At 42.2% G+C, this 23631-nt stretch carries 22 protein-coding genes; all 22 read right to left on the minus strand.

The annotated features are described in order from the left end of the window. Positions 1-11: 11 nt before the first annotated feature. A complete protein-coding gene (locus AAGG74_RS05375; RefSeq protein WP_114150544.1) occupies positions 12-290 on the minus strand; it encodes a DUF503 domain-containing protein in 279 nt (92 codons plus the stop codon). Then, entirely contained in the window at positions 287-2437 is a 2151-nt protein-coding gene (infB, locus tag AAGG74_RS05380) for a translation initiation factor IF-2 (protein ID WP_162101642.1), read from the minus strand. Before infB ends, AAGG74_RS05375 begins: the two co-directional genes overlap by 4 nt. A gap of 19 nt (positions 2438-2456) precedes the next feature. Next, the gene (locus AAGG74_RS05385; protein WP_003220946.1) at positions 2457-2759 is read right to left on the minus strand and encodes a YlxQ family RNA-binding protein; all 303 of its coding nucleotides are present in this window, start codon (positions 2757-2759) and stop codon (positions 2457-2459) included. 1 nt (position 2760) lies between these two features. Next, the gene (rulR, locus tag AAGG74_RS05390; protein WP_162101640.1) at positions 2761-3036 is read right to left on the minus strand and encodes a glucose-induced regulator RulR; all 276 of its coding nucleotides are present in this window, start codon (positions 3034-3036) and stop codon (positions 2761-2763) included. A gap of 13 nt (positions 3037-3049) precedes the next feature. Next, on the minus strand, positions 3050-4165 hold the full coding sequence (nusA, locus tag AAGG74_RS05395; RefSeq protein WP_162101639.1) for a transcription termination factor NusA: 1116 nt from the start codon (positions 4163-4165) through the stop codon (positions 3050-3052). 34 nt (positions 4166-4199) lie between these two features. After that, positions 4200-4670 carry a ribosome maturation factor RimP gene (gene rimP, locus AAGG74_RS05400; RefSeq protein WP_162101637.1) on the minus strand — a complete coding sequence of 157 codons (471 nt, stop codon included), beginning with the start codon at positions 4668-4670 and terminating at the stop codon, positions 4200-4202. Positions 4671-5000: 330 nt separating this feature from the next. Then, on the minus strand, positions 5001-9314 hold the full coding sequence (locus AAGG74_RS05405; protein WP_429674737.1) for a PolC-type DNA polymerase III: 4314 nt from the start codon (positions 9312-9314) through the stop codon (positions 5001-5003). A 108-nt stretch (positions 9315-9422) separates the two neighbouring features. Next, the gene (proS, locus tag AAGG74_RS05410; RefSeq protein WP_429674738.1) at positions 9423-11117 is read right to left on the minus strand and encodes a proline--tRNA ligase; all 1695 of its coding nucleotides are present in this window, start codon (positions 11115-11117) and stop codon (positions 9423-9425) included. Between the two features lie 32 nt (positions 11118-11149). Beyond that, positions 11150-12418 carry an RIP metalloprotease RseP gene (rseP, locus tag AAGG74_RS05415; RefSeq protein WP_429674739.1) on the minus strand — a complete coding sequence of 423 codons (1269 nt, stop codon included), beginning with the start codon at positions 12416-12418 and terminating at the stop codon, positions 11150-11152. Between the two features lie 6 nt (positions 12419-12424). After that, positions 12425-13576 carry a 1-deoxy-D-xylulose-5-phosphate reductoisomerase gene (gene dxr, locus AAGG74_RS05420; RefSeq protein ID WP_225494041.1) on the minus strand — a complete coding sequence of 384 codons (1152 nt, stop codon included), beginning with the start codon at positions 13574-13576 and terminating at the stop codon, positions 12425-12427. Between the two features lie 61 nt (positions 13577-13637). Continuing rightward, positions 13638-14447: a phosphatidate cytidylyltransferase gene (gene cdsA / locus AAGG74_RS05425; RefSeq protein WP_225494042.1), complete on the minus strand. Its 810-nt coding sequence runs from the start codon at positions 14445-14447 to the stop codon at positions 13638-13640. A gap of 3 nt (positions 14448-14450) precedes the next feature. Continuing rightward, positions 14451-15233, minus strand: a complete 783-nt coding sequence (uppS, locus tag AAGG74_RS05430) for an undecaprenyl pyrophosphate synthase (protein WP_162101624.1) — start codon at positions 15231-15233, stop codon at positions 14451-14453. Positions 15234-15363: 130 nt separating this feature from the next. Then, positions 15364-15921: a ribosome recycling factor gene (frr, locus tag AAGG74_RS05435; RefSeq protein ID WP_162101623.1), complete on the minus strand. Its 558-nt coding sequence runs from the start codon at positions 15919-15921 to the stop codon at positions 15364-15366. A 1-nt stretch (position 15922) separates the two neighbouring features. Then, complete coding sequence (gene pyrH / locus AAGG74_RS05440) at positions 15923-16645, minus strand: UMP kinase (RefSeq protein ID WP_162101622.1); 723 nt, start codon at positions 16643-16645, stop codon at positions 15923-15925. Positions 16646-16790: 145 nt separating this feature from the next. Continuing rightward, positions 16791-17672 carry a translation elongation factor Ts gene (gene tsf / locus AAGG74_RS05445; RefSeq protein ID WP_429674740.1) on the minus strand — a complete coding sequence of 294 codons (882 nt, stop codon included), beginning with the start codon at positions 17670-17672 and terminating at the stop codon, positions 16791-16793. A 101-nt stretch (positions 17673-17773) separates the two neighbouring features. After that, positions 17774-18514, minus strand: coding sequence for a 30S ribosomal protein S2 (rpsB, locus tag AAGG74_RS05450; protein WP_162101620.1), 741 nt, complete (start codon positions 18512-18514; stop codon positions 17774-17776). A gap of 143 nt (positions 18515-18657) precedes the next feature. Next, a complete protein-coding gene (locus AAGG74_RS05455) occupies positions 18658-19161 on the minus strand; it encodes a Swarming motility protein SwrB (protein WP_429674741.1) in 504 nt (167 codons plus the stop codon). A 28-nt stretch (positions 19162-19189) separates the two neighbouring features. Next, on the minus strand, positions 19190-19954 hold the full coding sequence (gene sigD, locus AAGG74_RS05460; RefSeq protein WP_162101616.1) for an RNA polymerase sigma-28 factor SigD: 765 nt from the start codon (positions 19952-19954) through the stop codon (positions 19190-19192). A gap of 22 nt (positions 19955-19976) precedes the next feature. Further along, complete coding sequence (gene cheD / locus AAGG74_RS05465; RefSeq protein WP_162101615.1) at positions 19977-20477, minus strand: chemoreceptor glutamine deamidase CheD; 501 nt, start codon at positions 20475-20477, stop codon at positions 19977-19979. Continuing rightward, positions 20474-21103 carry a CheY-P phosphatase CheC gene (gene cheC / locus AAGG74_RS05470; RefSeq protein WP_162101614.1) on the minus strand — a complete coding sequence of 210 codons (630 nt, stop codon included), beginning with the start codon at positions 21101-21103 and terminating at the stop codon, positions 20474-20476. The genes cheD and cheC overlap by 4 nt, the downstream gene beginning before the upstream one ends. Positions 21104-21120: 17 nt before the next feature. Further along, positions 21121-21591 (minus strand): chemotaxis protein CheW, encoded by a 471-nt coding sequence (gene cheW / locus AAGG74_RS05475; protein ID WP_162101613.1) that lies wholly within the window; start codon positions 21589-21591, stop codon positions 21121-21123. Positions 21592-21612: 21 nt separating this feature from the next. Next, positions 21613-23628 carry a chemotaxis protein CheA gene (cheA, locus tag AAGG74_RS05480; protein ID WP_225494044.1) on the minus strand — a complete coding sequence of 672 codons (2016 nt, stop codon included), beginning with the start codon at positions 23626-23628 and terminating at the stop codon, positions 21613-21615. Between the last annotated feature and the right edge of the window lie 3 nt (positions 23629-23631).

Here is a 23631-nt window from a genome sequence, read left to right on the forward strand (position 1 = left end):
TCACCTCTAAGTTAAAACCACTCTGTTCTAGTGATCGTCCGTTCAATTTCAGGAAAAGAATCGATAAACGCTAGGACGCGCTGCAGTTCTTTTTCTGTTTGAACGCGAGAGGAAGAAACAGCGGCGATTCCGAAGCTGGTCCTTTGCCATGTGTCCTGATAGTCAATTTCTGAAATCGAAACATTGAACTTGTTTTGAACCCTGGTTAAAATCCGCTTCAGAACGGCACGCTTTTCCTTTAGCGATCCTGCGTCATAAATGATGCATTCACACTCCGCAAATCCGATCACTTTCTTTCAATTTCTTGCATGACAAACGCTTCAATGATGTCACCTTCACGAATGTCATTGTATTTCTTAATTGTAATACCACATTCATAGCCTTGTGAAACTTCTTTCACATCATCTTTAAAACGTTTCAGAACGTCGACTTCACCCTCGAAGATGACAACGCCGTCACGAATTAACCGGAGACCGCTGTCGCGAGTAATGTTTCCTTCAGTAACATATCCGCCGGCAATGGTACCGATTTTAGATACTTTGAATGTTTGGCGCACTTCTACTTGACCAATTACTTTTTCTTCATATTCAGGATCAAGCATACCTTTCATGGCAGCTTCAATTTCATCGATGACTTTGTAAATGATACGGTGAAGTCGAATATCTACATTCTCAGCTTCAGCCGTACTCTTAGCATTTCCGTCCGGTCTCACATTAAACCCGATAACAATTGCATTGGAAGCAGATGCCAGGATAATGTCAGATTCAGTAATCGCACCAACGCCTGTATGGATGATTTTTACTTTAACGCCTTCTACTTCAATTTTTTGAAGCGCAGCCGTTAAAGCTTCAGCAGATCCTTGAACGTCAGCTTTTACGATGAGGTTGATGTCTTTTACATCACCTTGTTTAATTTGCTCGAATAAGTCATCAAGACTGAGCTTCGCTTTATCACTGCGCTGCTCTTCAAGCTGTTTCGAAGCACGGGCTTCCCCGACAGAACGAGCTGTTTTTTCATCTTTAAAGACAAGGAATTGGTCGCCCGCTTGAGGGACATCATTTAAACCGGTAATTTCGACCGGAGTTGACGGACCGGCAGTTTTCACACGGCGTCCAATGTCGTTAACCATTGCACGGACACGGCCAAATGTGTTGCCGACTACGATTGGATCACCGACATGCAGTGTTCCAGTCTGTACGAGCAATGTCGCAACTGAACCTCTGCCTTTATCAAGTTGTGCTTCAATCACCGTTCCTTTTGCCTGGCGATTCGGGTTCGCTTTCAGTTCTTCTACTTCACTGACAAGTAAAATCATTTCAACGAGTTCATCAATGCCTTTTCCAGTTAACGCGGAAAGAGGAACAAAAATTGTTTCGCCGCCCCAAGCTTCAGGAACAAGTCCGTATTCCGTCAATTCTTGCATCACACGGTCAGGGTTTGCGGATTCTTTATCAACTTTATTCACAGCAACGATGATTGGAACCTCAGCTGCTTTTGCGTGGTTAATCGCTTCTACTGTTTGCGGCATGACACCGTCATCGGCAGCAACAACGAGAATTGTAATATCAGTTACTTCTGCACCGCGTGCGCGCATCGTTGTAAATGCGGCGTGCCCCGGGGTATCCAAAAACGTAATTTTCTTCCCGTTTTCTTCAATTTGGTAAGCACCGATATGCTGAGTGATCCCGCCAGCTTCTCCTTCAACAACTTTCGTTTTGCGGATGCTGTCAAGAAGCGTCGTTTTCCCGTGGTCAACGTGCCCCATGATCGTAACGACAGGAGGACGGATTTCAAGATCCTCTTCTTTATCAGGCTCTTCGTATTTTTCCAGCTCTGTTTCTTCAAGTACAATAACTTCTTCTGTTTCAACGCCATATTCTGATGCAATAAGTTCGATTGTGTCTTTATCAAGCTCTTGGTTAATGGTTGCCATTACACCGAGAAGCATCAGCTTTTTAATGAGTTCTGATGGCTCTTTGCCAAGCTCTTCAGCCAATGCGCCGACTGTTAATGTTCCGGAGAATGTAATTTTCTCAGGAAGCTCTTTTTTCGGCTTTACAGGCTTTTGCTGATATTGGTTTTTATTGTTATTGTTATTGCGTTTATTTTTTTTGTTGTTGTTATTTTTCTTGTTTTTGTTAAATTGATTATTCTGCACGTCATTCTTCTTTCCGTCTCGAATTTTGTTTGGTTGATTTCCAGCTGATTGCTGATTGATCCCTTGCGGCTGTTTGTTTTTGTTCGTTTGTGCTGGCTTTTGAGATGCAGCGGCTGCGCCGCTTTTTTTAAATTTGGCATCAAGCTGTTTAATGGCCTTTTCTTCAAGCATGGCCATGTGATTATTCACTTCTAAATCCATGTTTTTCAGTGCGGTCAAAATTTCCTTACTTGAAACATTTAACGCTTTTGCATATTCATATACTCTCATTTTAGCCATTCGTTCACCCCCAAAAATATTAATCGAGCAAGCTGATTAGCTTATTCGCAAAACCTTGGTCAGTGACGGCGACAACGACACGGGCTTCTTTACCGATGGAGCGTCCAAGAACCGCGCGACTCTCGACTTTTTTATAAGGAACTTTATAATAATTGCACTTGTCGGTTACTTTTTTCGCTGTGTTAGATGATGCATCCTCTGTAAGCAGGACAAGCTTAGCACGCGCATTCCTGATTTCTTTTATGACCAAGTCCTCGCCTGACACGACCTTACGAGCTCGATTGGCCAGACCCAGCAAGGGAAACCATTCCATTCCAGACATTTTATTTTTTCACCTTTTCCGCCAGCTCCAGCAATTCTTCGAAAATCTGGTCATCGATTTGTGATTGAAATTGATTTTGTAAAGTGTGTTTCTTTTTTGCAGCTAAGATACACTCTTTATCCAGCGTTACATATGCACCTCGCCCGTTCTTTTTTCCAGTCGGGTCTACTGAGACATCGCCTTCTTTTGAACGTACAACTCGGATCAGTTCCTTTTTAGGCTTCATTTCACCAGTCACTACACATTTGCGTAACGGGATCTTTTTGTGTTTATTCACCTAAGGTCACCTCTTATTCATCCGATTCAGCAGTTTCAGGCTCCGTAAAGAGCGGCTCATCGTCTTCTTCAAGTTCTCTCGGATAGATTCCAAGTTCTCTTGCGTCCGTTTCGCTCTTAATATCAATCTTCCAGCCTGTCAGTTTAGCAGCCAAGCGTGCGTTTTGTCCTCTTTTGCCGATCGCCAGAGACAGCTGGTAATCAGGAACAATAACAGTTGTCGCTTTTTCTTCTTCATCAACGATGACTTCCAGCACTTTCGAAGGGCTGAGCGCATTCGCGACAAATTCTACAGGATCATTAGACCAGTTGACAATGTCAATTTTTTCACCTTTTAATTCATTGACGATTGCCTGAACACGCTGGCCTTTAGGTCCTACACATGAACCGACAGGATCCACGTCAGGATCATCTGTGCGGACAGAAATTTTCGACCGGTCTCCAGCTTCTCTGGCAACAGATTTTAGCTCGACAGTTCCATCATAAATTTCAGGCACTTCGATTTCAAACAAACGCTTTAACAGGCCTGGGTGTGTTCTTGACACATAAATCTGCGGGCCCTTCGTCGTTTTTTCTACTTTTGTGATATACACTTTAATGCGGTCATGAGGCTTGTAGCTTTCATTCGGCATTTGCTCATTAACCGGCAGCAAAGCTTCAATTTTGCCTAAAGACACATAGATAAACTTATTATCCAGACGCTGAACGATACCTGTCATGATGTCTTCTTCCCGGTCGATAAATTCAGTATATATCACACCGCGCTCAGCTTCACGCACACGTTGTGTGACGACCTGCTTCGCTGTTTGAGCAGCTATGCGGCCGAAGTCCTTAGGTGTGACTTCGATTTCAACGACATCGCCGACCACATATTCCGGATGGATGCCTTGCGCCTCTTCAATAGAAATCTCCAGTCTTTGGTCGTATACCTCGTCAACGACATCTTTTCTTGCAAATACGCGGATGGAGCCTGTATCACGGTTTAAATCCACCCGTACATTTTGCGCTTGATTAAAATTCCGCTTATAAGCAGAAATTAACGCAGCTTCGATTGCTTCAATGATAATTTCTTTACTGATGCCTTTTTCTTTTTCAAGAATCGTGAGAGCATCTAATAATTCACTGCTCATTTAACGGTCTCCCCCCTTAAAACATTTGTATTCATTAAAATGTAACAGCTAATCTTGCACTAGCTATCTTTTCATACGGAATATTGATCCGTTTCTTTCTTGTTTTGATCGTGATCTCAACTGTCACTGTTTGTCCATCAAATTCAGCCAGTTCACCTTCAAACACTTTTACGCCCTCTATAGGCTCATACGTTTTAATATACACATTTTTCCCAAGTGATTTTTCGAAATCGGCTTTTTTCTTTAGCGGACGCTCAGCTCCAGGAGATGAGACTTCAAGAAAGTAATTTTGGCTGATTGGGTCTGCCTCATCAAGCTTTTCGCTTAAAGCTTCACTTACTTTGGCACATTCCTCAATATCCACACCGTCATCGGAATCAATAAACACGCGAAGGAACCAGCTTTGACCCTCTTTGACAAATTCAATGTCAACGAGTTCCAGCTGAAGGCTGTCTACGATTGGCTGAGCCATTTCTTGAACGGTGTCAGTCACTTTTTTGCTCATGTTCTTCCTCCTTGTGCTGTCGATATCATATTCATCTCGTCACTCTGCATAAAAACCCTGCTTCAGAAGAGCAGGGGCTAAAAAGTAAACGATGAACATGTCGAGACAAAATTCTCCTGTTCAATACAAAAGAGCGGGTTTCCCCACTCTTTGCCTCGGTAATCGTTAGCATTTCCAATAAAACTATACCATAACCATATTTTTATTGCAAATGGATATGCGCTTACCTTCATGGCTAAGCTAATGACAGAAACCCTAATATTACGATGGCATTTTTTGTGCTTATGTATGCATAAAAGCAGAATTTCCAGAGAAATTCTGCTTTACATGTTAGAACAGTGACAGTTGGTTTTGATCAGGCAGTGATTCGAGACAGCCATGACGATCTAAATACTCTAGAATCGTTTTTGACACTTTTCCTCTTTTTTGCAAATCTTCTTTTGAAAGAAATTCACCTTCTTCACGAGCCTTTACAATGTTCAGAGCGGCATTCGTCCCTAATCCAGGAATGGAGTTAAACGGCGGGATAAGACTGTTGCCGTCAATCACAAACTCTGCAGCGCTTGAGCGGTACAAATCGACTTTTTGGAATGAAAATCCTCTCTCACACATTTCAAGCGCTAATTCTAGCACAGTGAGAAGGTTTTTTTCCTTCGGTGAAGCATCAAGCCCCTTCGAGTTAATATCCTCCATTACCGCCTTGATTGCTGTAGAGCCCTTGATCATTGTATCGATATCAAAATCGTCTGCACGAACGGTAAAATAAGCCGCATAATACAGAAGCGCGTGATGCACTTTAAAGTAAGCAATCCGGACTGCCATTAATACATAGGCTGCAGCGTGGGCTTTCGGGAACATGTATTTAATCTTTTTACAAGAATCAATATACCAGTCCGGGACATTGTTATTTCTCATTTCTTCTTCCCATTCAGGTGTTAGTCCTTTTCCTTTACGCACAAACTCCATGATTTTAAAGGCAAGGGACGGTTCAAGCCCTTGATAGATTAAATAAACCATAATGTCATCACGGCAGCCGATAACCTCACTCAGCTCACAAATGTTATTGTGGATGAGTTCCTGCGCGTTGCCGAGCCATACATCGGTTCCGTGAGACAAGCCTGAAATCTGAACGAGCTCGGAAAAGGTTGTCGGCTTTGTATCTTCTAGCATCTGCCGGACAAATCGAGTTCCGAATTCAGGGATTCCAAGAGTTCCTGTTTTACAGCCGATCTGTTCTTGTGTCACACCAAGCGACTCGGTTCCCTGAAAGATCTTCATCACTTCAGGATCATCGGTTGGAATTGTTTTCGGATCAATTCCGCTTAGGTCTTGAAGCATCCGAATGACGGTCGGGTCATCGTGTCCGAGAATATCCAGCTTTAACAGGTTGTCATGGATGGAGTGGAAATCAAAATGCGTCGTTTTCCACTCTGAACCTGTGGCATCTGCCGGGAACTGAATCGGTGAAAAATCATAAATATCCATATAATCCGGAACAACGATAATCCCACCAGGGTGCTGACCGGTTGTACGTTTTACACCTGTACACCCCTGTACGAGCCGATCGATTTCGGCTCCGCGCATGTGAAGATTATGATCTCCGGCATAGCCTTTGACATAGCCGTAGGCTGTTTTTTCTGCAACTGTGCCTATTGTTCCCGCTCGATATACATTGTCTTCGCCAAACAATACTTTTGTGTAATTATGCGCCTGCGGCTGATATTCCCCTGAGAAGTTCAAATCAATATCAGGTACTTTATCCCCTTTAAATCCTAAGAACGTTTCAAACGGAATATCATGGCCGTCTTTTTTCAAAGGCGTTCCGCAATGCGGACATGTCTTGTCAGGCAGGTCAAAACCGGAACCGACAGAACCATCATTAAAGAACTCAGAATGCTGACACTCAGAGCAAACATAGTGCGGCGGCAGCGGGTTCACCTCAGTGATTTCAGTAAGTGTCGCAACTAATGAAGATCCTACGGAACCACGGGAGCCTACGAGATACCCGTCATCCAGTGAACGTTTAACAAGTTTGTGAGAGATTAAGTAAATAACAGCGAAGCCGTGTCCAATGATACTTTTTAATTCTTTTTCAATCCGCGCTTCGACAATTTCAGGCAGCTGTTCGCCGTAAATACTTTTTGCACGCTTGTAGCTCATTTCTCTGATCTCTTCATCCGCGCCTTCGATTTTCGGTGTATACAAATCATCTTTAATCGGCTTGATGTCATCGATTAAAGAAGCAACCTTTTGGGTATTGGTGACAACGATTTCCTTCGCTTTTTCTTCGCCTAAGAAAGAAAATGCCTCAAGCATTTCGTCTGTCGTTCTGAAATGCACTTTCGGCAGTTCATGCCTGTTAAGCGGATTGGCTCCGCCTTGAGAGGATACTAAAATCTTTCTATAGATTTTATCCTCATCATTCAAGTAATGAACATTTCCTGTAGCAACAACCGGTTTGTTTAGCTTTTCACCCAGTTTCGTGATATTTGCAATGATTTCTTTCAGCGATTTTTCATCTCGGACGAGTTCAAGCTCCAGCAAGTGACGGTATACTTCAGGAGGCTGAACCTCAAGATAATCATAGAATGACGCGACATCTTCAACCTCTTCAGGCGACTTTTGCATCATTCCTTCAAAAACCTCTCCCCTGTCACAAGCCGAACCGATCAGAAGCCCTTCCCTGTATTTCTCAAGCTGAGATCTCGGGATACGAGGCACTCTGTAAAAATAATGAATATGGGAAAGTGACACAAGTTTAAATAAATTTTTAAGCCCTGTGCTGTTGACAGCAAGCAATGTTGCATGATGCGGTCTTGACCTTTGATAAGCGTTGGACTGCCCCATATTTTCATTCAGCTCGTCATGATACTGAATGCCTTTTTCATCTGCGTCCTTCAGCATTTTCAAGAGCAAATAAGCAGTTGCTTCGGTATCGTAGATCGCACGGTGATGCTGTGTGAGTTCGATATCAAACTTTTTACAGAGCGTATTCAACCGGTGGTTCTTAAATTCTGGATAGAGAAAACGTCCAAGCTCAAGCGTATCAATGACTGGGTTTTTAGCTTTCTCGACTTCAAGAAGCTTTTTATAGGCTACGTTTAAGAATCCCATATCAAAGCTCGCATTATGAGCGACAAGGATGTCATCGCCGATCCACTCTCTGAAATCTCTTATCACATCTACAGCATCGGGAGCGTCGCGAAGCATATCATCAGTGATGCCAGTCAGCTCTATGATTGTGGCGGAAAGCGGGCGATGAGGGTTCGCAAACGCCTCAAATTTATCAATAATTTCTCCGCCTTTTACTTTTACTGCAGCCAGCTCAATAATCGTATCGTATACAGCAGACAGCCCTGTCGTCTCCACGTCAAAAACAACATATGTTTCTTCCTCGAGCAGACGATGTGCAGCATTATAAGCAATCGGCACGCCATCATCAACCAAATTCGCTTCCATCCCGTAGATCATTTTGATGCCATGCTTTTGGGCAGCAGAATACGCATCAGGGAAGGATTGCACGACAGCATGGTCAGTCAAAGCGATAGCTTCATGCCCCCATTTTTTCGCCTGTTCAACTAGCTTTCCAACTCCCGTAACAGCATCCATTTGACTCATAGGAGAATGCAGGTGCAATTCCACTCTTTTTTCTCCTTCAGGTGCTGAATCTTCACGGGTTTTAGCTTTCATTTCGTTTACATCATTTGCGATCATGACGAGATCTCTGACGAAGGTATCATTTTGAATGCTTCCGCGTGCTTTTACCCACATTCCTTTTTTCAGAGACTTCATCAGTGCCGCGTCTTCTTTTTCACGTGCAAACATTTTAATTAAAATGCTGTTTGTATAGTCTGTAATCTTGAAGATGCATAGAGTTCGTCCGCTTTTCAGTTCTCGGGTCTCCACATCAAACACGTAACCCTGGACTGTAATTCTCCGTTCTTCGTCCATGATGCTGTCAAGCGTCCGGATTTCTTCGTTATCTTTAATTTGGTAACCGATGACAAGCGGACCAGACGGCACTTGATCTTCATCACTTTCTTTATCTTTCTTCTCCATTTCAATCAAGGCCTGCATAGCCCGCTCTTGGTCTTCTGCAAGCTTTTGCTCACGGAACTTTTGAACTTCTTGCTCGGATACAAATATGTCGGCATCAAGCTGAAGATCCGGAAAACCAAATTGACGGTAGCCTGCTTGAATCATGGAACTATATTTGTTCTTAAGGGCAGCTGCTTCTGTGTCTGTTTTTGTTTTGACAATCAGTTTATTGCCCTTCAGCTTCGGTTTTTGCTGGTTTAAAAGACTGATAATCGGCGGCGAAATGCCTTGCAATTCTTCAATACAGCGTGACCAGTAATCTTGAACTAGACTCTCACTGATCTCGGCATCCTGCACTTCAATTGAAGATGTAACTTTTGCTATGTGGGCAAACGATTGCGTCAGCCTTGTTGTTAATGTGTCATATATTTGGAACGGCAGCAAAGATTTAAATTGAAAATGAAAATGCCAAGACTTTGACGCTTTGTGGATCGTCAATTTTTTAATCTCGCCATCTTCAAAGTATGTCATGAAGGTATCATCTGTCATATTAATCTGCTGCAGAAGAATTTGAAACTGCCTTCTGTTTACTGATAACTGTTCCATTAAGACAGTATCCCTCCCTAAAAACATCATAAGTGAAGGTACCTCAGGCAATGAGGTACCTTCTTATATTTCTATTTTAACATGTTTTTTCGTAAATCGTCATGGTGATTACTGCTTGCTGATAAATGCAGCTAATTCGGCTACTGAAACCTCGGTTGACTCACCCGTTTGACGGATTTTCACCTCAACAATTCCTTCTTCTGCCCGTTTTCCGACAGTGATGCGGATTGGAAGGCCGATGAGATCTGAATCAGCGAATTTCACCCCTGCTCGCTCAGCACGATCGTCATAAAGCACTTCATAGCCTTCCGCTTTTAATTCAGCATACAGCTTTTCAGCAAGCTCTCTTTGCCCATCGTTTTTCACATTCAAAGCAAGAATGTGAAGATCGTAAGGCGCAATGCTTTTTGGCCATATTAATCCTTTTTCATCGTGATGCTGTTCAGCAATAGCAGAAAGTGTTCTTGACACGCCGACTCCGTAACAACCCATCAGCATTGGCTGTGCGCGCCCGTTTTCATCTAAATATGTCGCATTCATCGCTTCTGAATAGCGTGTTCCCAGCTTAAAGACTTGTCCGACCTCGATTCCTTCTGCAAAACGGATCGTGCCTTTCCCGTCTGGTGAAGGATCTCCTTCTTTAATAAAACGAAGATCAGCAAATTCCTTAATTTCCGCGTCACGGCTCACGTTGACATTTCGATAATGTTGGTCTCCTTCATTTGCACCGGCAACAGCATTGACCATTGCTTTCACCGCCTGATCAGCGTATACTTCCACATCTTGGTTGACACCGACAGGGCCGACAAAACCCGGCTCAGTTCCGAGCTGCTGAATGACCTCTTCATGGGAAGCAAGCTCTACAATTTCTGCATGAAGCAAGTTTTTCACTTTAATATCGTTGACTTCATGATCTCCTCTTACAAGCACTAAGACAAAACGCTCATCCGCTTTAAATAAAACTGACTTGATGCAGTCTTCAGCGGAAACCTGCAGGAACGCGGTCAGCTCTTCGATTGTTTTCACATTAGGCGTATGAACCTTCTCTAAATCTTTAGGTTCTTCATCTGAAGAAACTTCCTGATAAAGGACTTCAGCCATTTCGATATTTGCTGCATATTGTGATTCATCAGAATACGCAATCGTATCCTCGCCGATGGCAGACAGCGCCATAAACTCATGTGTATCCTTTCCTCCCATTGCACCTGAATCGGCGATGACAGGTCTAACATTAATGCCGCAGCGGGCAAAAATATTCGTATAGGCTTTATACATTTTTTGATACGTTTCATCCAGGCTCTCTTCAGAAGCATGAAAAGAATATGCATCTTTCATAATAAATTCGCGGCCCCTTAACAAACCGAAGCGAGGACGCTTTTCATCTCTGAACTTAGACTGAATTTGATACAGAGTCAGAGGAAGACGCTTATAAGATTTAACCTCATCACGAACAAGTGAAGTGATAACTTCTTCATGTGTTGCCCCTAAAGCGAACTCACGGCCATGACGGTCTTTTAATCTCATTAGTTCAGGACCATACGTATACCATCTGCCTGATTCCTGCCATGTTTCAGCCTGCTGAAGTGCGGGCATGAGCATTTCTACAGCATCAATTTTTTCCATTTCCTCACGAACAATTTGCTGAATGTTTTGAATCACCTTATACGCAAGAGGCATATAGCTGTATACCCCGCTTGTATTCTGTCTGATAAATCCTGCTCTCAGAAGAAGCTGATGACTTTTTGCTTCGGCATCAGCTGGAACTTCACGGAGCGTAGGAATAAGCGTCAAGCTTTGTCTCATTTCTTCGCACCTCTAATTGATTTACTTTTCGTTTACAAGAACAGCCGCTGGATATCGTTCCATGTGACGACCAGCATAAGAAGCATTAAGAAAGCTACCCCGATAAACACAACAAATGCTTCTTTTTCCCTGTTAATCGGTTTGCCCCGAATCGCTTCAATAAATAGGAATAACAGTCTTCCTCCGTCAAGTGCCGGAATCGGAAGCAAGTTGACAATCCCAAGGTTAATACTTAAAAACGCAGCAAACTGGAATAAGTTTACCAACCCTGTTTTCGCCACTTGGTCTGTCATGTCGTATATGCCGACAGGACCTGACAGCATGTCTATTTTAAATTGCCCTGTTACTAATTTGCTTAAGTTGGTTAAAATCGCTTTAGTGACATCAACAGTTGATGTAGCACCGTAAGCAACTGCTGAGAGAACACCTTTTTCAGTCGGAGCATAGGAACCGAAACGCCCGATTGTTTTTTTGTTCTCATCTTTCACAGCTTCCGGAGTCACTGAAATATGAAGCGTTTTGTTATCTCTTTTTACAGCGACATCCATTTCTTTTTCTGGATTTTCTTTTACAGTAGAGACAATGTCAGCCCAAGACCTCATTTTATCTCCATTAATGCTTTGGATGTGATCCCCTTCTTTTAGCCCAGCCTCTGCCGCCCGGCCATTGTCAGTAAGCTGCCCAAGCATAGGCTCATTTGAAGGCACTCCTTGAATCAGCCCAAGCATCACTAAAATGACGTAAGCTAAAATAAAGTTCATAATCGGACCTGCAGCAATCGCTTTAATCCGCTGCCATACAGGTTTGGAACCAAATTGACGATTATACGGCGCAATTTGCACTTCTTCTCCGTCTACAACAAAAAAGGAAGTTTCACTGACAGTAAAGGCAGAGAGTTCCTCCTCTTTCCCCTGTTCATAGCCGGTGATCTTCATATCATGCTCTAAATCCGCTGTTTCCACTTCGATGACTAAGGCATCCGGATATTTTTCCTTTTGATTGATAATGACTTTCTCAACTTGCTCTTCTTTATTAAACAGAAGCCCAACCGTGTAACCGGGTTTCACTTCAATCATTTCCGGATCTTCTCCAGCCATACGGACAAATCCGCCGACTGGAAGGAGCCTGATCGTATAAACTGTTTCATTTTTTTTGAACGAAAAAATCTTTGGACCAAAGCCAATCGCGAATTCACGGCAGAGGATTCCCGCTCTTTGGGCTAGCAATAAATGGCCCAGTTCATGGAAGAAAACGAGCGTTCCAAAAATAATGATAAACGCTATAACTGTGTTCACGAACATACCACCTTATGTGAGTATTGAATTGACGTATCCCCGGGTATCTTTGTCCACTTCTTGAATATCCGCCAAGCTCGGTTTTTTTATGAACTGATGGCGGGATAGTGCCTTTTCGATACAGTCTTCAATAGCTAAAAACGATATCTTGCCGGCTAAAAAGGCAGCAACAGCCACTTCATTTGCCGCATTTAGCACTGTCGGCATTGTTCCCCCTATTTTACCTGATTCAAAAGCAAATTGTAAGCATCGGAACCTGTCAAAATCAGCTTTCTCAAAATGGAGGCTGCCGATTTCCCACAATTCTAGCCTTTTTGCATCTGGCAATGGCAACCGGTCGGGGTAAGTGAGCGCATATTGTATGGGAACCCTCATATCTGGAGTTCCGAGCTGTGCGATCACACTTTTGTCATGAAACTCAACCATTGAATGGATGATGCTCTCCTTATGTAAAACCACATCAATTTGTTCATATGGTATATCAAAAAGCCAGTGTGCTTCGATCACTTCTAAGCCCTTATTCATCATTGTAGCCGAATCAATCGTAATTTTTGCACCCATTGACCAATTCGGGTGTTTTAATGCGTCTTCGACTGTTACTGATTCGAGCTCCTCCCGCGTCTTGTCCCGAAAGCTTCCGCCGGATGCCGTAATGATGAGGCGCTCAATGTTTTTAGCCTGTTCGCCCTGCAAAGCTTGAAAAATGGCCGAATGCTCACTGTCAACGGGCAGCAGCGGAACATCGTATTTCTTAGCATGTTCTTTTACTATATGCCCTGCAGTGACGAGAGTTTCCTTATTTGCGAGCGCAATTGTTTTTTTCTGTTCAATTGCCTTTAACGTGGGGATAAGACCGACGCTTCCGAGCAAGGCGTTAACAACAATGTCAACCTCCTCCATCACGGCTGCTTCTATCAGCCCTTCTTCTCCCATCCCAATTTGGCATTCAAAAGAAAAAGACAGTTGTTTTAATTTATGATATGTATCCAGATCACCGACAGAGACAAACTTCGGCTTAAAGGCCTCTATCATCGGAACGGCCTTATCAATATTTCTGCCAAACGACATAGATACCAGCTGAAATTGATCTTGATGTGTACGCAATACGTCAAGAGTCTGTTCGCCGATTGATCCTGTTGCTCCTAAAAGACAAATATTTTTCAAAGCTGCCACTACTCCTATTCTTTTTACTGCATGATCAGTCTCAAATTCATATTAGACTTTTTTATGAAAAAAGGGCAAGCAGAAAGTACAAGAAAGGCATGACAAACAAGAAACTGTCAAAACGGTCTAATATACCGCCATGCCCGGGAAGAATTTTCCCAGAATCCTTAACATTGTAATGTCTTTTCAAGGCGGATTCCACTAAATCTCCAAGTTGTCCGAAAACAGATAAAAACAGCGTGATCAACAGCAGATAGATATATGGGATCGGAAGTTGTGCAATCAACTGAAAAATCGTCGCCAGAACAAGCGCAATAACAATTCCGCCTGCAAATCCTTCCACTGTTTTATTCGGACTGATTTCAGGCCACAATTTTCGCTTACCAAGCGCTTTTCCAACAAAATATGCACCAGAATCAGTGGACCAAATGACAACACACGCGTAAAAAATGTATGTTAACCCGTATTGGTCAAGATTTCTGATTTCTATAAAATAATGAAAACACATTCCGATATAAATTGCTGCAAGCGTAATAAAACCGACTTCATCAAAAGTAAAGGTGTTTTTCACCAACACTGTGTAAATCAGCAAAAGCAATACCGCAAACAAAGCGATTTCCATCTTTGAAATTCCATCCGCTTCCAAAAATGAATACTGGCTCGGCAATAAGAACATCCATAATAATAAAAGACCGATCAAACCTGGCAGCGAAATCAGCTTCAGCTTTTTCATCCGTAAAAGTTCAAAAAGCGCCACACTGCCCATTGCATAAATTAATATGGTGAACGGCAATTTCCCGACAATAACCAAATATAAAAATACAATTGCTGCCAGAACACCTGTTAAAATTCTTTGTTTCATGTCCACCATCCTCTAAATTCCGCCAAACCTCCGGCCCCTCTGCTGATATTCTCCTAACGCTTGTAAAAAGTGATCTTCTTTAAAGTCAGGCCACAAGACGTCAGTAAAGACAAATTCACTGTAAGCAACCTGCCATAGCATAAAATTGCTCAATCTGATCTCACCGCTCGTTCGAATTAAAAGTTCAGGATCCTGCAAAGATTCAGTCATTAAATAGCTAGAAAAAATCGATTCATCAATGTCTTCTATATTCAAAGAACCATCTTTCACTTTCTCCGCGAGTATTTTTGCAGCAGTAACTATTTCAGTACGTCCTCCATAGTTAAGAGCAAAATTAAGGATCATTCCATCGTTTTGCGCCGTATCCCGCACTGCCTTTTCAATCGCACGTAATGTATGGGCCGGCAAAGCTGTTTTATCTCCAATGATCCGGACCTGTACATTTTCCTCAACAAGCTCTGGAAGATACGTATTCAAAAATTCTTCTGGAAGCTTCATTAAGAAATCGACTTCCATTTTCGGCCTTTTCCAATTCTCCGTTGAAAATGCATACAATGTCAATACTTTGACACCTAATGCGTTTGCGAGTTTCGTTGTCCTTTTGACCACCTTCATCCCTTCATGATGGCCTGCAATTCGGGGAAGAGAGCGCTTTTTAGCCCAACGGCCATTTCCATCCATGATGATAGCAATGTGTTCGGGTATTTCACCCTTAAGTATGTCTTCTTTTGTATAACGTTCTAAGTTGGAAGCCGCAGTTTGCTGGTTCTTCCAATTTTTGAGTATGTTGAGCATGAGATTCCTCCGTCACCCAAAAAGGTTGCATTCCCTGCTGATAATCAATGTAATCAACAGTATTAACAAAAAAACCCCCTGTAAACATGAGAGGGTCTTTTCACTATTATCTATTGTACATAGTTTTTCATTAAACTTCCATGATTTCTTTTTCTTTGTCTTTTGTGAGACTGTCAATTTTTGACACATATTCATCTGTCAGTTTTTGAACGTCTTCAGTTGAAGTACGCAGTTCATCCTCGGTAATGTCTCCGTTTTTCTCAAGCTTTTTGAGATCATCGTTAGCATCACGGCGAACGTTACGGACAGCTACTTTCGCTTCTTCAGAATATTTTTTCACAACTTTCACTAATTCTTTCCGTCTTTCTTCTGTTAATGCCGGAATCGAAATTCGAATGATATTGCCGTCACTTGTTGGCGTAAGACCTAAATCAGCTTTTAAAATCGCTTTTTCGATATCTCCGATTGCTGTTTTATCGTATGGTGTAATCACGAGCATACGAGCTTCAGGCACGTTAATAGAAGACAGCTGATTTAAAGGTGTCTGTGCTCCGTAATATTCAACTGTTACTTTATCTAATAAAGATGGATTGGCACGGCCTGCGCGCACAGAAGCCAATTCGCGTTGATAAGCAGCAATTGCTTTTTCCATTTTTTCTTTCGTTTGTGTTAATACTTCTTTTGACACGTTATTTCCCCCTCACGATCGTTCCGATGGATTCACCGATAACGGCACGTTTAATGTTTCCTTCTTCCATAATAGAAAAGACGATAAGCGGAATGTCATTATCCATGCATAAAGATGATGCTGTTGAATCCATGACTTCCAGGCCGTCTTTAAGAACGTCAAGATAAGAAAGTGACTCATACTTAACAGCTGATTCATCTTTTCTAGGATCAGCGTTATACACACCGTCAACATTATTTTTAGCCATTAAAATAACGTCTGCTTCAATTTCAGCAGCCCGCAATGCAGCTGTCGTATCAGTTGAGAAATACGGGTTTCCTGTGCCCGCAGCGAAAACAACGACACGTTTTTTCTCTAAGTGGCGAATCGCTTTTCTTCTTATGTACGGTTCAGCAACTTGTCTCATTTCAATGGATGTTTGCACTCTGGACTGGATGCCCAGTGTTTCTAAGCTGTCTTGAAGAGCAAGCGAATTCATAACTGTCGCCAGCATACCCATATAGTCAGCAGTTGCACGGTCCATGCCCAGGTCACTTCCTGTTTTTCCACGCCATAAGTTGCCGCCGCCTACTACAACAGCCACTTCGACATCAAGCTCAGCGATTTCTTTCACTTGCTTTGCAATGGATTGAATGACAGTTGGATTAATTCCGTTTCCTTGTTCTCCTGCCAATGCTTCCCCGCTAAGCTTTAATACGATACGTTTGTATTTTGGTTTTTCCATGATAACCTCCAAGTGTAAACATTGCCGTTTTCTATTATGCAAGAGAAAAAAAGGTTTGTAAATATAGTTTTAAAAATAGGGAACACAAAGTGTGTCCCCTATACTGCCTGAAAAGACGCGACTAGGCCGCGAAATCTTTTCACCATTATTTTTTCACTTGGTTCATTACTTCTTCAGCAAAGTTTTCTTGACGTTTTTCAATGCCTTCTCCCACTTCATAGCGGACAAAAGTTTGAACTGTTGCGTTTTTCGCTGCCACAACTTGTTTCACTTTTTCATCTGGGTTTTTAACGAACGCTTGGTCTAAAAGACAAATTTCTTCGAAGAATTTGTTCAGACGGCCTTCAACCATTTTCGCTACAATGTTTTCAGGTTTGCCTTCTTGAAGGGCTTGCTGAGTTAAGATTTGGCGCTCATGATTTCTTTCTTCTTCAGACACTTGATCACGAGAAATGTAACGAGGGTTAACAGCAGCAACGTGCATAGCGATATCTTTCGCAATGTCTTCTTCAGTTGTACCGTTCAGAACAGTTAATACTCCGATGCGTCCGCCCATATGAAGGTATGCACCGAATGCGGAGCTGTCGTCTTTTGTAAGAACTGTAAAGCGGCGAAGAGTGATTTTCTCACCGATTTTAGCAACTGCGCCTGTGATGTACTCTTCAACAGTAGAGCCATTTTCCATTTTTTGTTTCAACGCTTCTTCAACATCTGCTGGAGTATTTGCAAGAAGGTGGTCAGCTAACGTATTAAGAAGCTCTTTGAAGCCTTCGTTTTTCGCCACGAAGTCAGTCTCAGAGTTTACTTCTAAGATAACACCTTTATTGCCGTCAGTTTTAATAAGAGTAGAACCTTCAGCTGCAATACGGTCAGCTTTTTTCGCTGCTTTCGCAATCCCTTTTTCTCTTAAAAGGTCAATTGCTTTATCCATATCTCCGTCAGTTTCAGTTAACGCTTTTTTACAATCCATCATGCCCGCGCCAGTTTTTTCACGCAGTTCTTTTACTTGCTGTGCAGTAATAGCCATTTGTATTCCTCCTTATATGTTTAAACAAGAGTATGTATATTACACATTTTTCTTGAAAAAAGGTGATAAAAGGCAGTCCCTCTTATCACCTTTTGAATAGGTTACGCAGTTGTTGTTTCTGTTTCTGGTGCAGTTTCTTCAGCAACTTCCGCTTCTTCTTCGCCTTGCTTCGCTTCTAAGATTGCATCTGCCATTTTAGAAGTTAGAAGTTTAACAGCGCGGATAGCGTCATCGTTCGCTGGGATTACAACATCGATTTCATCTGGATCACAGTTAGTATCTACGATACCGATGATAGGGATGTTTAATTTGTGAGCTTCCGCAACAGCGATACGCTCTTTACGAGGATCGATGATGAACAATGCATCAGGAAGACCCTTCATATCCTTAATTCCGCCTAGGAATTTTTCAAGACGCTCTAATTCTTTTTTCAATTGAACGACTTCTTTTTTAGGAAGCACATCAAACGTGCCGTTTTCTTGCATTTTTTCAATGTCTTTAAGACGCTTAATGCGTTTTTGGATTGTTTCAAAGTTTGTTAATGTACCGCCCAACCAACGTTGGTTGACATAGTACATGCCAGAGCGCTGAGCTTCTTCCTTAACAGAATCTTGAGCTTGTTTTTTTGTTCCAACGAAAAGGATTTTTCCGCCTTCAGCAGCAAGATTTTTAGTGAAATTATAAGCTTCCTCTACCTTTTTGACTGTTTTTTGAAGGTCAATGATGTAGATTCCGTTACGCTCCGTGAAAATGTAACGCTTCATTTTTGGGTTCCAACGGCGTGTTTGGTGACCGAAGTGAACACCAGCTTCAAGCAATTGCTTCATAGAAATGACTGACATGTTATTTCCTCCTAATATAATGGTTTTTTTCCTCCGCTTAATTCATTTTTGTGCAGAACTGCCGCCTGCAGCACCCTCTGCATAAATCGTTAAGCGTGTGTATTTAACACCAAGACATAATATAACACAGCTTTATCCGACAATCAAGAATCCTTTACACCTTTGGAGCGAAATTTTAAAAACAGCTCGATTTCTGTCTTTCCGCTTTTCAGTTTCTGAGCAATTTGACTGGCTGAGTACCCCTGCTCATATAATTCCATGACCTTGTCTTCAAATGATTGTGTATTGCTGTTTACGTTCTCTTCTTGACGCTCAACTTCAGTAATCAGACCTTCAATATGTTCAAGAAAATTCTCTTCTTCTTGAACTGCCTCCTGTTCTGACTTTTTTTCAGCGAGCCGAAGATCTGTCTTTTGGGTTTCTTCTTTCATTTGACTTGAAGGTGAAGGGGTATTTTCTATCAATTTCTCATTTTCTTCTTTTAATTCAAGAAGAAATGCCGCCAACGTGTTTTCCGTCTCTTCAAGTATTTTCTTTTGCTGTTTTTCAGTTTCCTTCACAGCTGCGAGCCTCATATACAGGATCACGACAGCGTACAGAAGAATGCCGTGGAGCGTAAAGCTTAAAAGCCATAATAGTGTTGACATGTTTTTCACTCGCTAACCATGAAATTGATTATTGAATCACTTTTTCCAGCAGATTCTTTAATTTAAATAGTGCCTTTGAATGGATCTGTGATATGCGGGACGTAGAAAGATTTAATACGTGTCCGATTTCTGTCAGTGTCAGCTCCTCTTTGTAGAACAAACTGACTACCAGCTGTTCTTTTTCAGAGAGTTCATGAATTTTTTCAGCAAGCTGTGCAATTAATTCATCTTTCATGATCTTTTCTTCGGGCGGAACATTTTTATCATCTCTGATCATAACCTGAATGTTTTCCCCATCATCTTGATCATGAAGCTTTTCATCAATTGACAGAAGGTTTGCAAAAAAACCTTCATTCATTGTTGACACTACATCCTGCACCGTCATTCCGAGTTCCTCTGCAATTTCTGCGGGCGATACGTTCCGGAGATAGCGCTGTTCAAGCTGTTCAATCGCTGCTTCAACCTTTTTTGTTTTTTCGCGTGAGGTTCTGGGCAGCCAATCTTCTTTACGAAGCCCGTCTATAATTGCGCCGCGAATTCTAAACGAGGCGTAGGTATCAAATTTTAAGTCCCGGCTGGGGTCAAATTTTTCAAGGGCATCATATAAACCAAGCATACCAAGGCTCATAAGATCGTCTTTATGCACTGATTTCGGCAGTCCGACAGAAATTCTGCCTACATGATATGTGACAAGCGGCATGTAACGGCGCATTAAATCATCACCGGCTTTAGGATCTTTCCACTCTTTCCAGCGCGTCCAAAGCACCTGATCTTCATAATTCAAGGATTGCATTGTTATCCCCCTAATACCTTAATTAAATCGTTTTTTCACCTTGTTTAACAGTTCGAATATGCAGCATGCAGGACTTCGGTTCAAATTCTATCGTCCGGCCGCTTGAGCCGCCCGTATCTTCACTCACAATAGGAATGTTATATAAAGACAGCTGTTCCTTTATCGCTAAAACATTTCTCGGTCCTATTTTCATCAAATCGTTTGTCGATTTAAATTTAAACATCTCTGATCCGCCGGCCAGCTTTGCTTTTAATGCAAATTTCCGGCAACCCGCTTCTATCAGCATATCAATCGTTGTCTTGACGGCAGTGTCAGCATACTTAGCCTGATTTAGTTCTGGCGTTTTTGACAGCGTCGAATCCGGCAGCATAACATGGACGAGCCCCGCCGTTTGCTTTTCTTTATCATAAAGCACCAGTCCGACACATGATCCCAACCCAGAGGTCCTGATGGTGTCCGGAAAGCGGGCGATTTTCACGTCAGCAATTCCAACCTTTACAACAACAGCCTCACTTGTACTCATAATGATGCACCTAAAGCGACAAAGAGCTTTTCAAATGAATCATAGTCCGGCAGCATAAACATATGCGCTTTCAGCTCTTGCTGATGGCTTTGGTCAAAAATTGACGCGTCAACAACAATAGCGTGTTCTCCAACCTGGCTGAGCTCCATCAGCCCTTCGCTGATCACAGCACCAAACATGTCCAATGACACTTCTGGAACACTTGGATACAGCTGGAGTTTCGTCAAATCCGCCAAGGCTGTTAAATATGACCCTGCTAAAATATTGCCTAGTTCATGTAAAGCGGATGAGCTTATATGATCTTCACCTAAGTCTTCTATATCAAAATCGGGGTTTCCGATCAGCTCTCTAATAAACTGTTCCGCCTGATAAAAAGGCATTATAAAGAACATCGAACCCGTTAAATCGCCTTCCATTCTTAAAAAGATGCTGGCAACCGGGGTATCAGCACCGCCGAAAAAATCGACAAGCTCATCGAAAGACAGCAGCTTTGCAAACGGGACTTCCATATCTATCTTTCTATTTAACAGCTGGGCCATCGCAGAAGCGGAATGGCCGGCGCCTATATTGCCGACTTCCCGCAAAATGTCCATCTGCTCTTCTTTGATTCCATTAAAAATACTCATGTCATAACCCCTTTAGATTAAGCTTGATCGGGCACAGCGGACTGAGATGATTCTTTATCCAAAACCGCGTTCGCATCAATAATATTTAAGAGTCTGTTCTCTTGTTTTACAATCTGTTCGATTGACACATCCGTATCTTTTTGAATGCTTTCTGGTGCGGATTCAATTTCATTTTCGTGCACGGTAATCACATCATTCGCTTCATCCACAATCCAGCCGATTTCAGTATCACGATAAGCAATAATGATAATTCGTGTTTCATCGGTAATTTCATACTCTGGCAAGTTCAGGCGTTTTCTTAAATCAATAACCGGGGTTACCACTCCGCGCAAATTGATTACCCCGCAAATATATGGTTCGACACCAGGCACTCTTGTTGGCTTTTGCCATTTTTCAATCGATTTCACCTGAGTGACAGATATGGCATACTCTTTGCCATTCACCATAAAAACAATCATTTTTTCGCCGGTTTTAATTTCTGCAGTCATGTGAGACACCTCCTCGAATGGTTAAATAATCAGTGCATTACAATCAATAATGAGCGCTACTTCTCCGTCTCCTAAAATAGTAGCTCCGGAAATTGCAAAGACGTTTGTTAAATAATCACCGAGTGATTTCAATACAACTTCCTGCTGGCCAATAAAGGAGTCGACCACAAATGCAGTAGGTTTGTCGCCTTTTTTCACGATAATGATATGGAGCTGTTCCGCATCTTGTCTTGTATCTTCTATTTTAAACTCTTCTTTTAAATAAACGACAGGGACAATGTGCCCTCTAAAGTCAATCACTTCTCGGCCATGCGTTTGCAAAATGTCTTTTCTGTCAATAACTGCTGTCTCAATGATTGAAGAAATTGGAATGGCAAATGTCTCTTCTTCCAATTTGACCAGCAGAACTGAAATAATGGACAGCGTGAGCGGCAGCTGGATGCTGAATAGAGAACCTTGGCCTTCGGCAGATCTCACACTGACTGAACCGCCAAGAGACTCCAGTTTATTTTTCACAACATCAAGTCCCACACCGCGCCCGGAAATATCAGAAATTTGATCAGCAGTTGAGAACCCTGGCGCAAAAATCAATTCGTAAATTTCATTATCCTCTAAGGTTTCGGATTCTTTTTCCGTAATGACTCCGCGTTCTAGCGCTTTTTCGAGAATTTTTTTACGATTAAGGCCTGCACCGTCGTCCTCGACTTCGATAAAGACATGGTTGCCGCTGTGATAGGCTTTAAGTACAACTTTTCCTGATTCTGCTTTTCCCTTTTGCAAACGTGTTTCCGGCGCTTCGATTCCATGGTCGATACTGTTTCTGATCAAGTGAACGAGCGGATCACCGATTTCATCAATCACTGTTCGATCCAATTCAGTTTCCGCACCGATAATCGAGAGTTCGATTTTTTTATTCAGCTCTTTTTGAAGCTGGCGAATCATTCTCGGGAACCGATTAAAAACGGTTTCAACCGGAACCATTCTCATATTAAGAATAATGGATTGCAAATCTCCCGAAATTCTCGTCATTCGTTCAACCGTATCAGTCAGTTCATTATGCTCAAGTTCTTTTGCAATTTGCTCAAGGCGCCCGCGATCAATGACAAGCTCTTCAAATAAATTCATTAATGAATCGAGTCTCTCAATGTTGACACGAATTGTTTTAGATCCGCCGGCCGTATGTTTTGCCTGTTCATCGTTTTTAGCAGGCTGCTTTTGCTTCTCCTGCTTCGCAGATACAGGTGCAGGCGAATCTGCCGGCTTAGATGCTTCCGGCTGTTCAGCTGATGTTAAAGGAGCTCCTTGAATAACTTCAACATGCTCAATTTCTGAAATGCCATTGATTAATTGTTCAATCTCTTCTGCTGATTGATGTGTTAAGAAACAAACTTGAAAGTCATTGCCGAAATCTTCTGTTTCAAGCACTTCTGCATTCGGGATTGTTTTGGCTACTTCTCCGACTTCATTAAGTTTTTCAAACACCATATAGACACGAACTGCTTTTAACATACAGTTTTCGTTTAGAGAAATCTTGATTTCATACCGTTTGAAGCCTTGCTCCTCCGCTTCTTGTATGACAGTTCGTTCAAATTCATCATATTCCCAATCACTTGCTGAATGCTGTGCTTCTGCAGTTTCCGCAGTGGCAGCCGTTTCCGCGTGCGCTCCATTTACATCAAGCTTGGCGCTCACTTCTGAGATATCTCTTTTACCATCTCCGCCATCAATAATAGACTGAACCATAGCGTCCAGGTGATCCAGAGCTTCAAATAAAACATCCAGCCACTCTGGGGTAACGGCCATGTCTCCGTTTCGGATTGCATCCAGAACGTTTTCAAGCAAGTGGGTTAGATGTGCTAAGTCTGTATAGCCCATCGTTGCGCTCATCCCTTTTAATGTATGGGCAGCTCTGAATATATCATGAACGAGCTGAAGGTCAGTCGGGTCTTTCTCTAAAAGGAGAAGCTTTTCATTACATGTTTGTAAATGCTCTTTACTTTCATCAATAAAGACATCTAAATACTGATTCATATCCATTTG

Source organism: Bacillus mexicanus (assembly GCF_050445615.1).
GTDB lineage: Bacteria > Bacillota > Bacilli > Bacillales > Bacillaceae > Bacillus > Bacillus mexicanus.

Coding starts and splice junctions, on each gene's coding strand:
- nusA (WP_162101639.1), bottom strand. CDS start 4,165: ATGAGCAGTGAATTATTAGATGCTCTCACGATTCTTGAAAAAGAAAAA.
- cdsA (WP_225494042.1), bottom strand. CDS start 14,447: ATGGTGGACATGAAACAAAGAATTTTAACAGGTGTTCTGGCAGCAATT.
- sigD (WP_162101616.1), bottom strand. CDS start 19,954: ATGCAATCCTTGAATTATGAAGATCAGGTGCTTTGGACGCGCTGGAAA.
- cheD (WP_162101615.1), bottom strand. CDS start 20,477: ATGAGTACAAGTGAGGCTGTTGTTGTAAAGGTTGGAATTGCTGACGTG.
- tsf (WP_429674740.1), bottom strand. CDS start 17,672: ATGGCTATTACTGCACAGCAAGTAAAAGAACTGCGTGAAAAAACTGGC.
- rseP (WP_429674739.1), bottom strand. CDS start 12,418: ATGTTCGTGAACACAGTTATAGCGTTTATCATTATTTTTGGAACGCTC.
- pyrH (WP_162101622.1), bottom strand. CDS start 16,645: ATGGAAAAACCAAAATACAAACGTATCGTATTAAAGCTTAGCGGGGAA.
- cheW (WP_162101613.1), bottom strand. CDS start 21,591: ATGACTGCAGAAATTAAAACCGGCGAAAAAATGATTGTTTTTATGGTG.
- rpsB (WP_162101620.1), bottom strand. CDS start 18,514: ATGTCAGTCATTTCTATGAAGCAATTGCTTGAAGCTGGTGTTCACTTC.
- proS (WP_429674738.1), bottom strand. CDS start 11,117: ATGAGACAAAGCTTGACGCTTATTCCTACGCTCCGTGAAGTTCCAGCT.
- uppS (WP_162101624.1), bottom strand. CDS start 15,233: ATGCTCAACATACTCAAAAATTGGAAGAACCAGCAAACTGCGGCTTCC.
- cheC (WP_162101614.1), bottom strand. CDS start 21,103: ATGAGTATTTTTAATGGAATCAAAGAAGAGCAGATGGACATTTTGCGG.
- rimP (WP_162101637.1), bottom strand. CDS start 4,670: ATGAGCAAAAAAGTGACTGACACCGTTCAAGAAATGGCTCAGCCAATC.
- infB (WP_162101642.1), bottom strand. CDS start 2,437: ATGGCTAAAATGAGAGTATATGAATATGCAAAAGCGTTAAATGTTTCA.
- AAGG74_RS05385 (WP_003220946.1), bottom strand. CDS start 2,759: ATGTCTGGAATGGAATGGTTTCCCTTGCTGGGTCTGGCCAATCGAGCT.
- AAGG74_RS05455 (WP_429674741.1), bottom strand. CDS start 19,161: ATGTCAACACTATTATGGCTTTTAAGCTTTACGCTCCACGGCATTCTT.
- AAGG74_RS05405 (WP_429674737.1), bottom strand. CDS start 9,314: ATGGAACAGTTATCAGTAAACAGAAGGCAGTTTCAAATTCTTCTGCAG.
- cheA (WP_225494044.1), bottom strand. CDS start 23,628: ATGGATATGAATCAGTATTTAGATGTCTTTATTGATGAAAGTAAAGAG.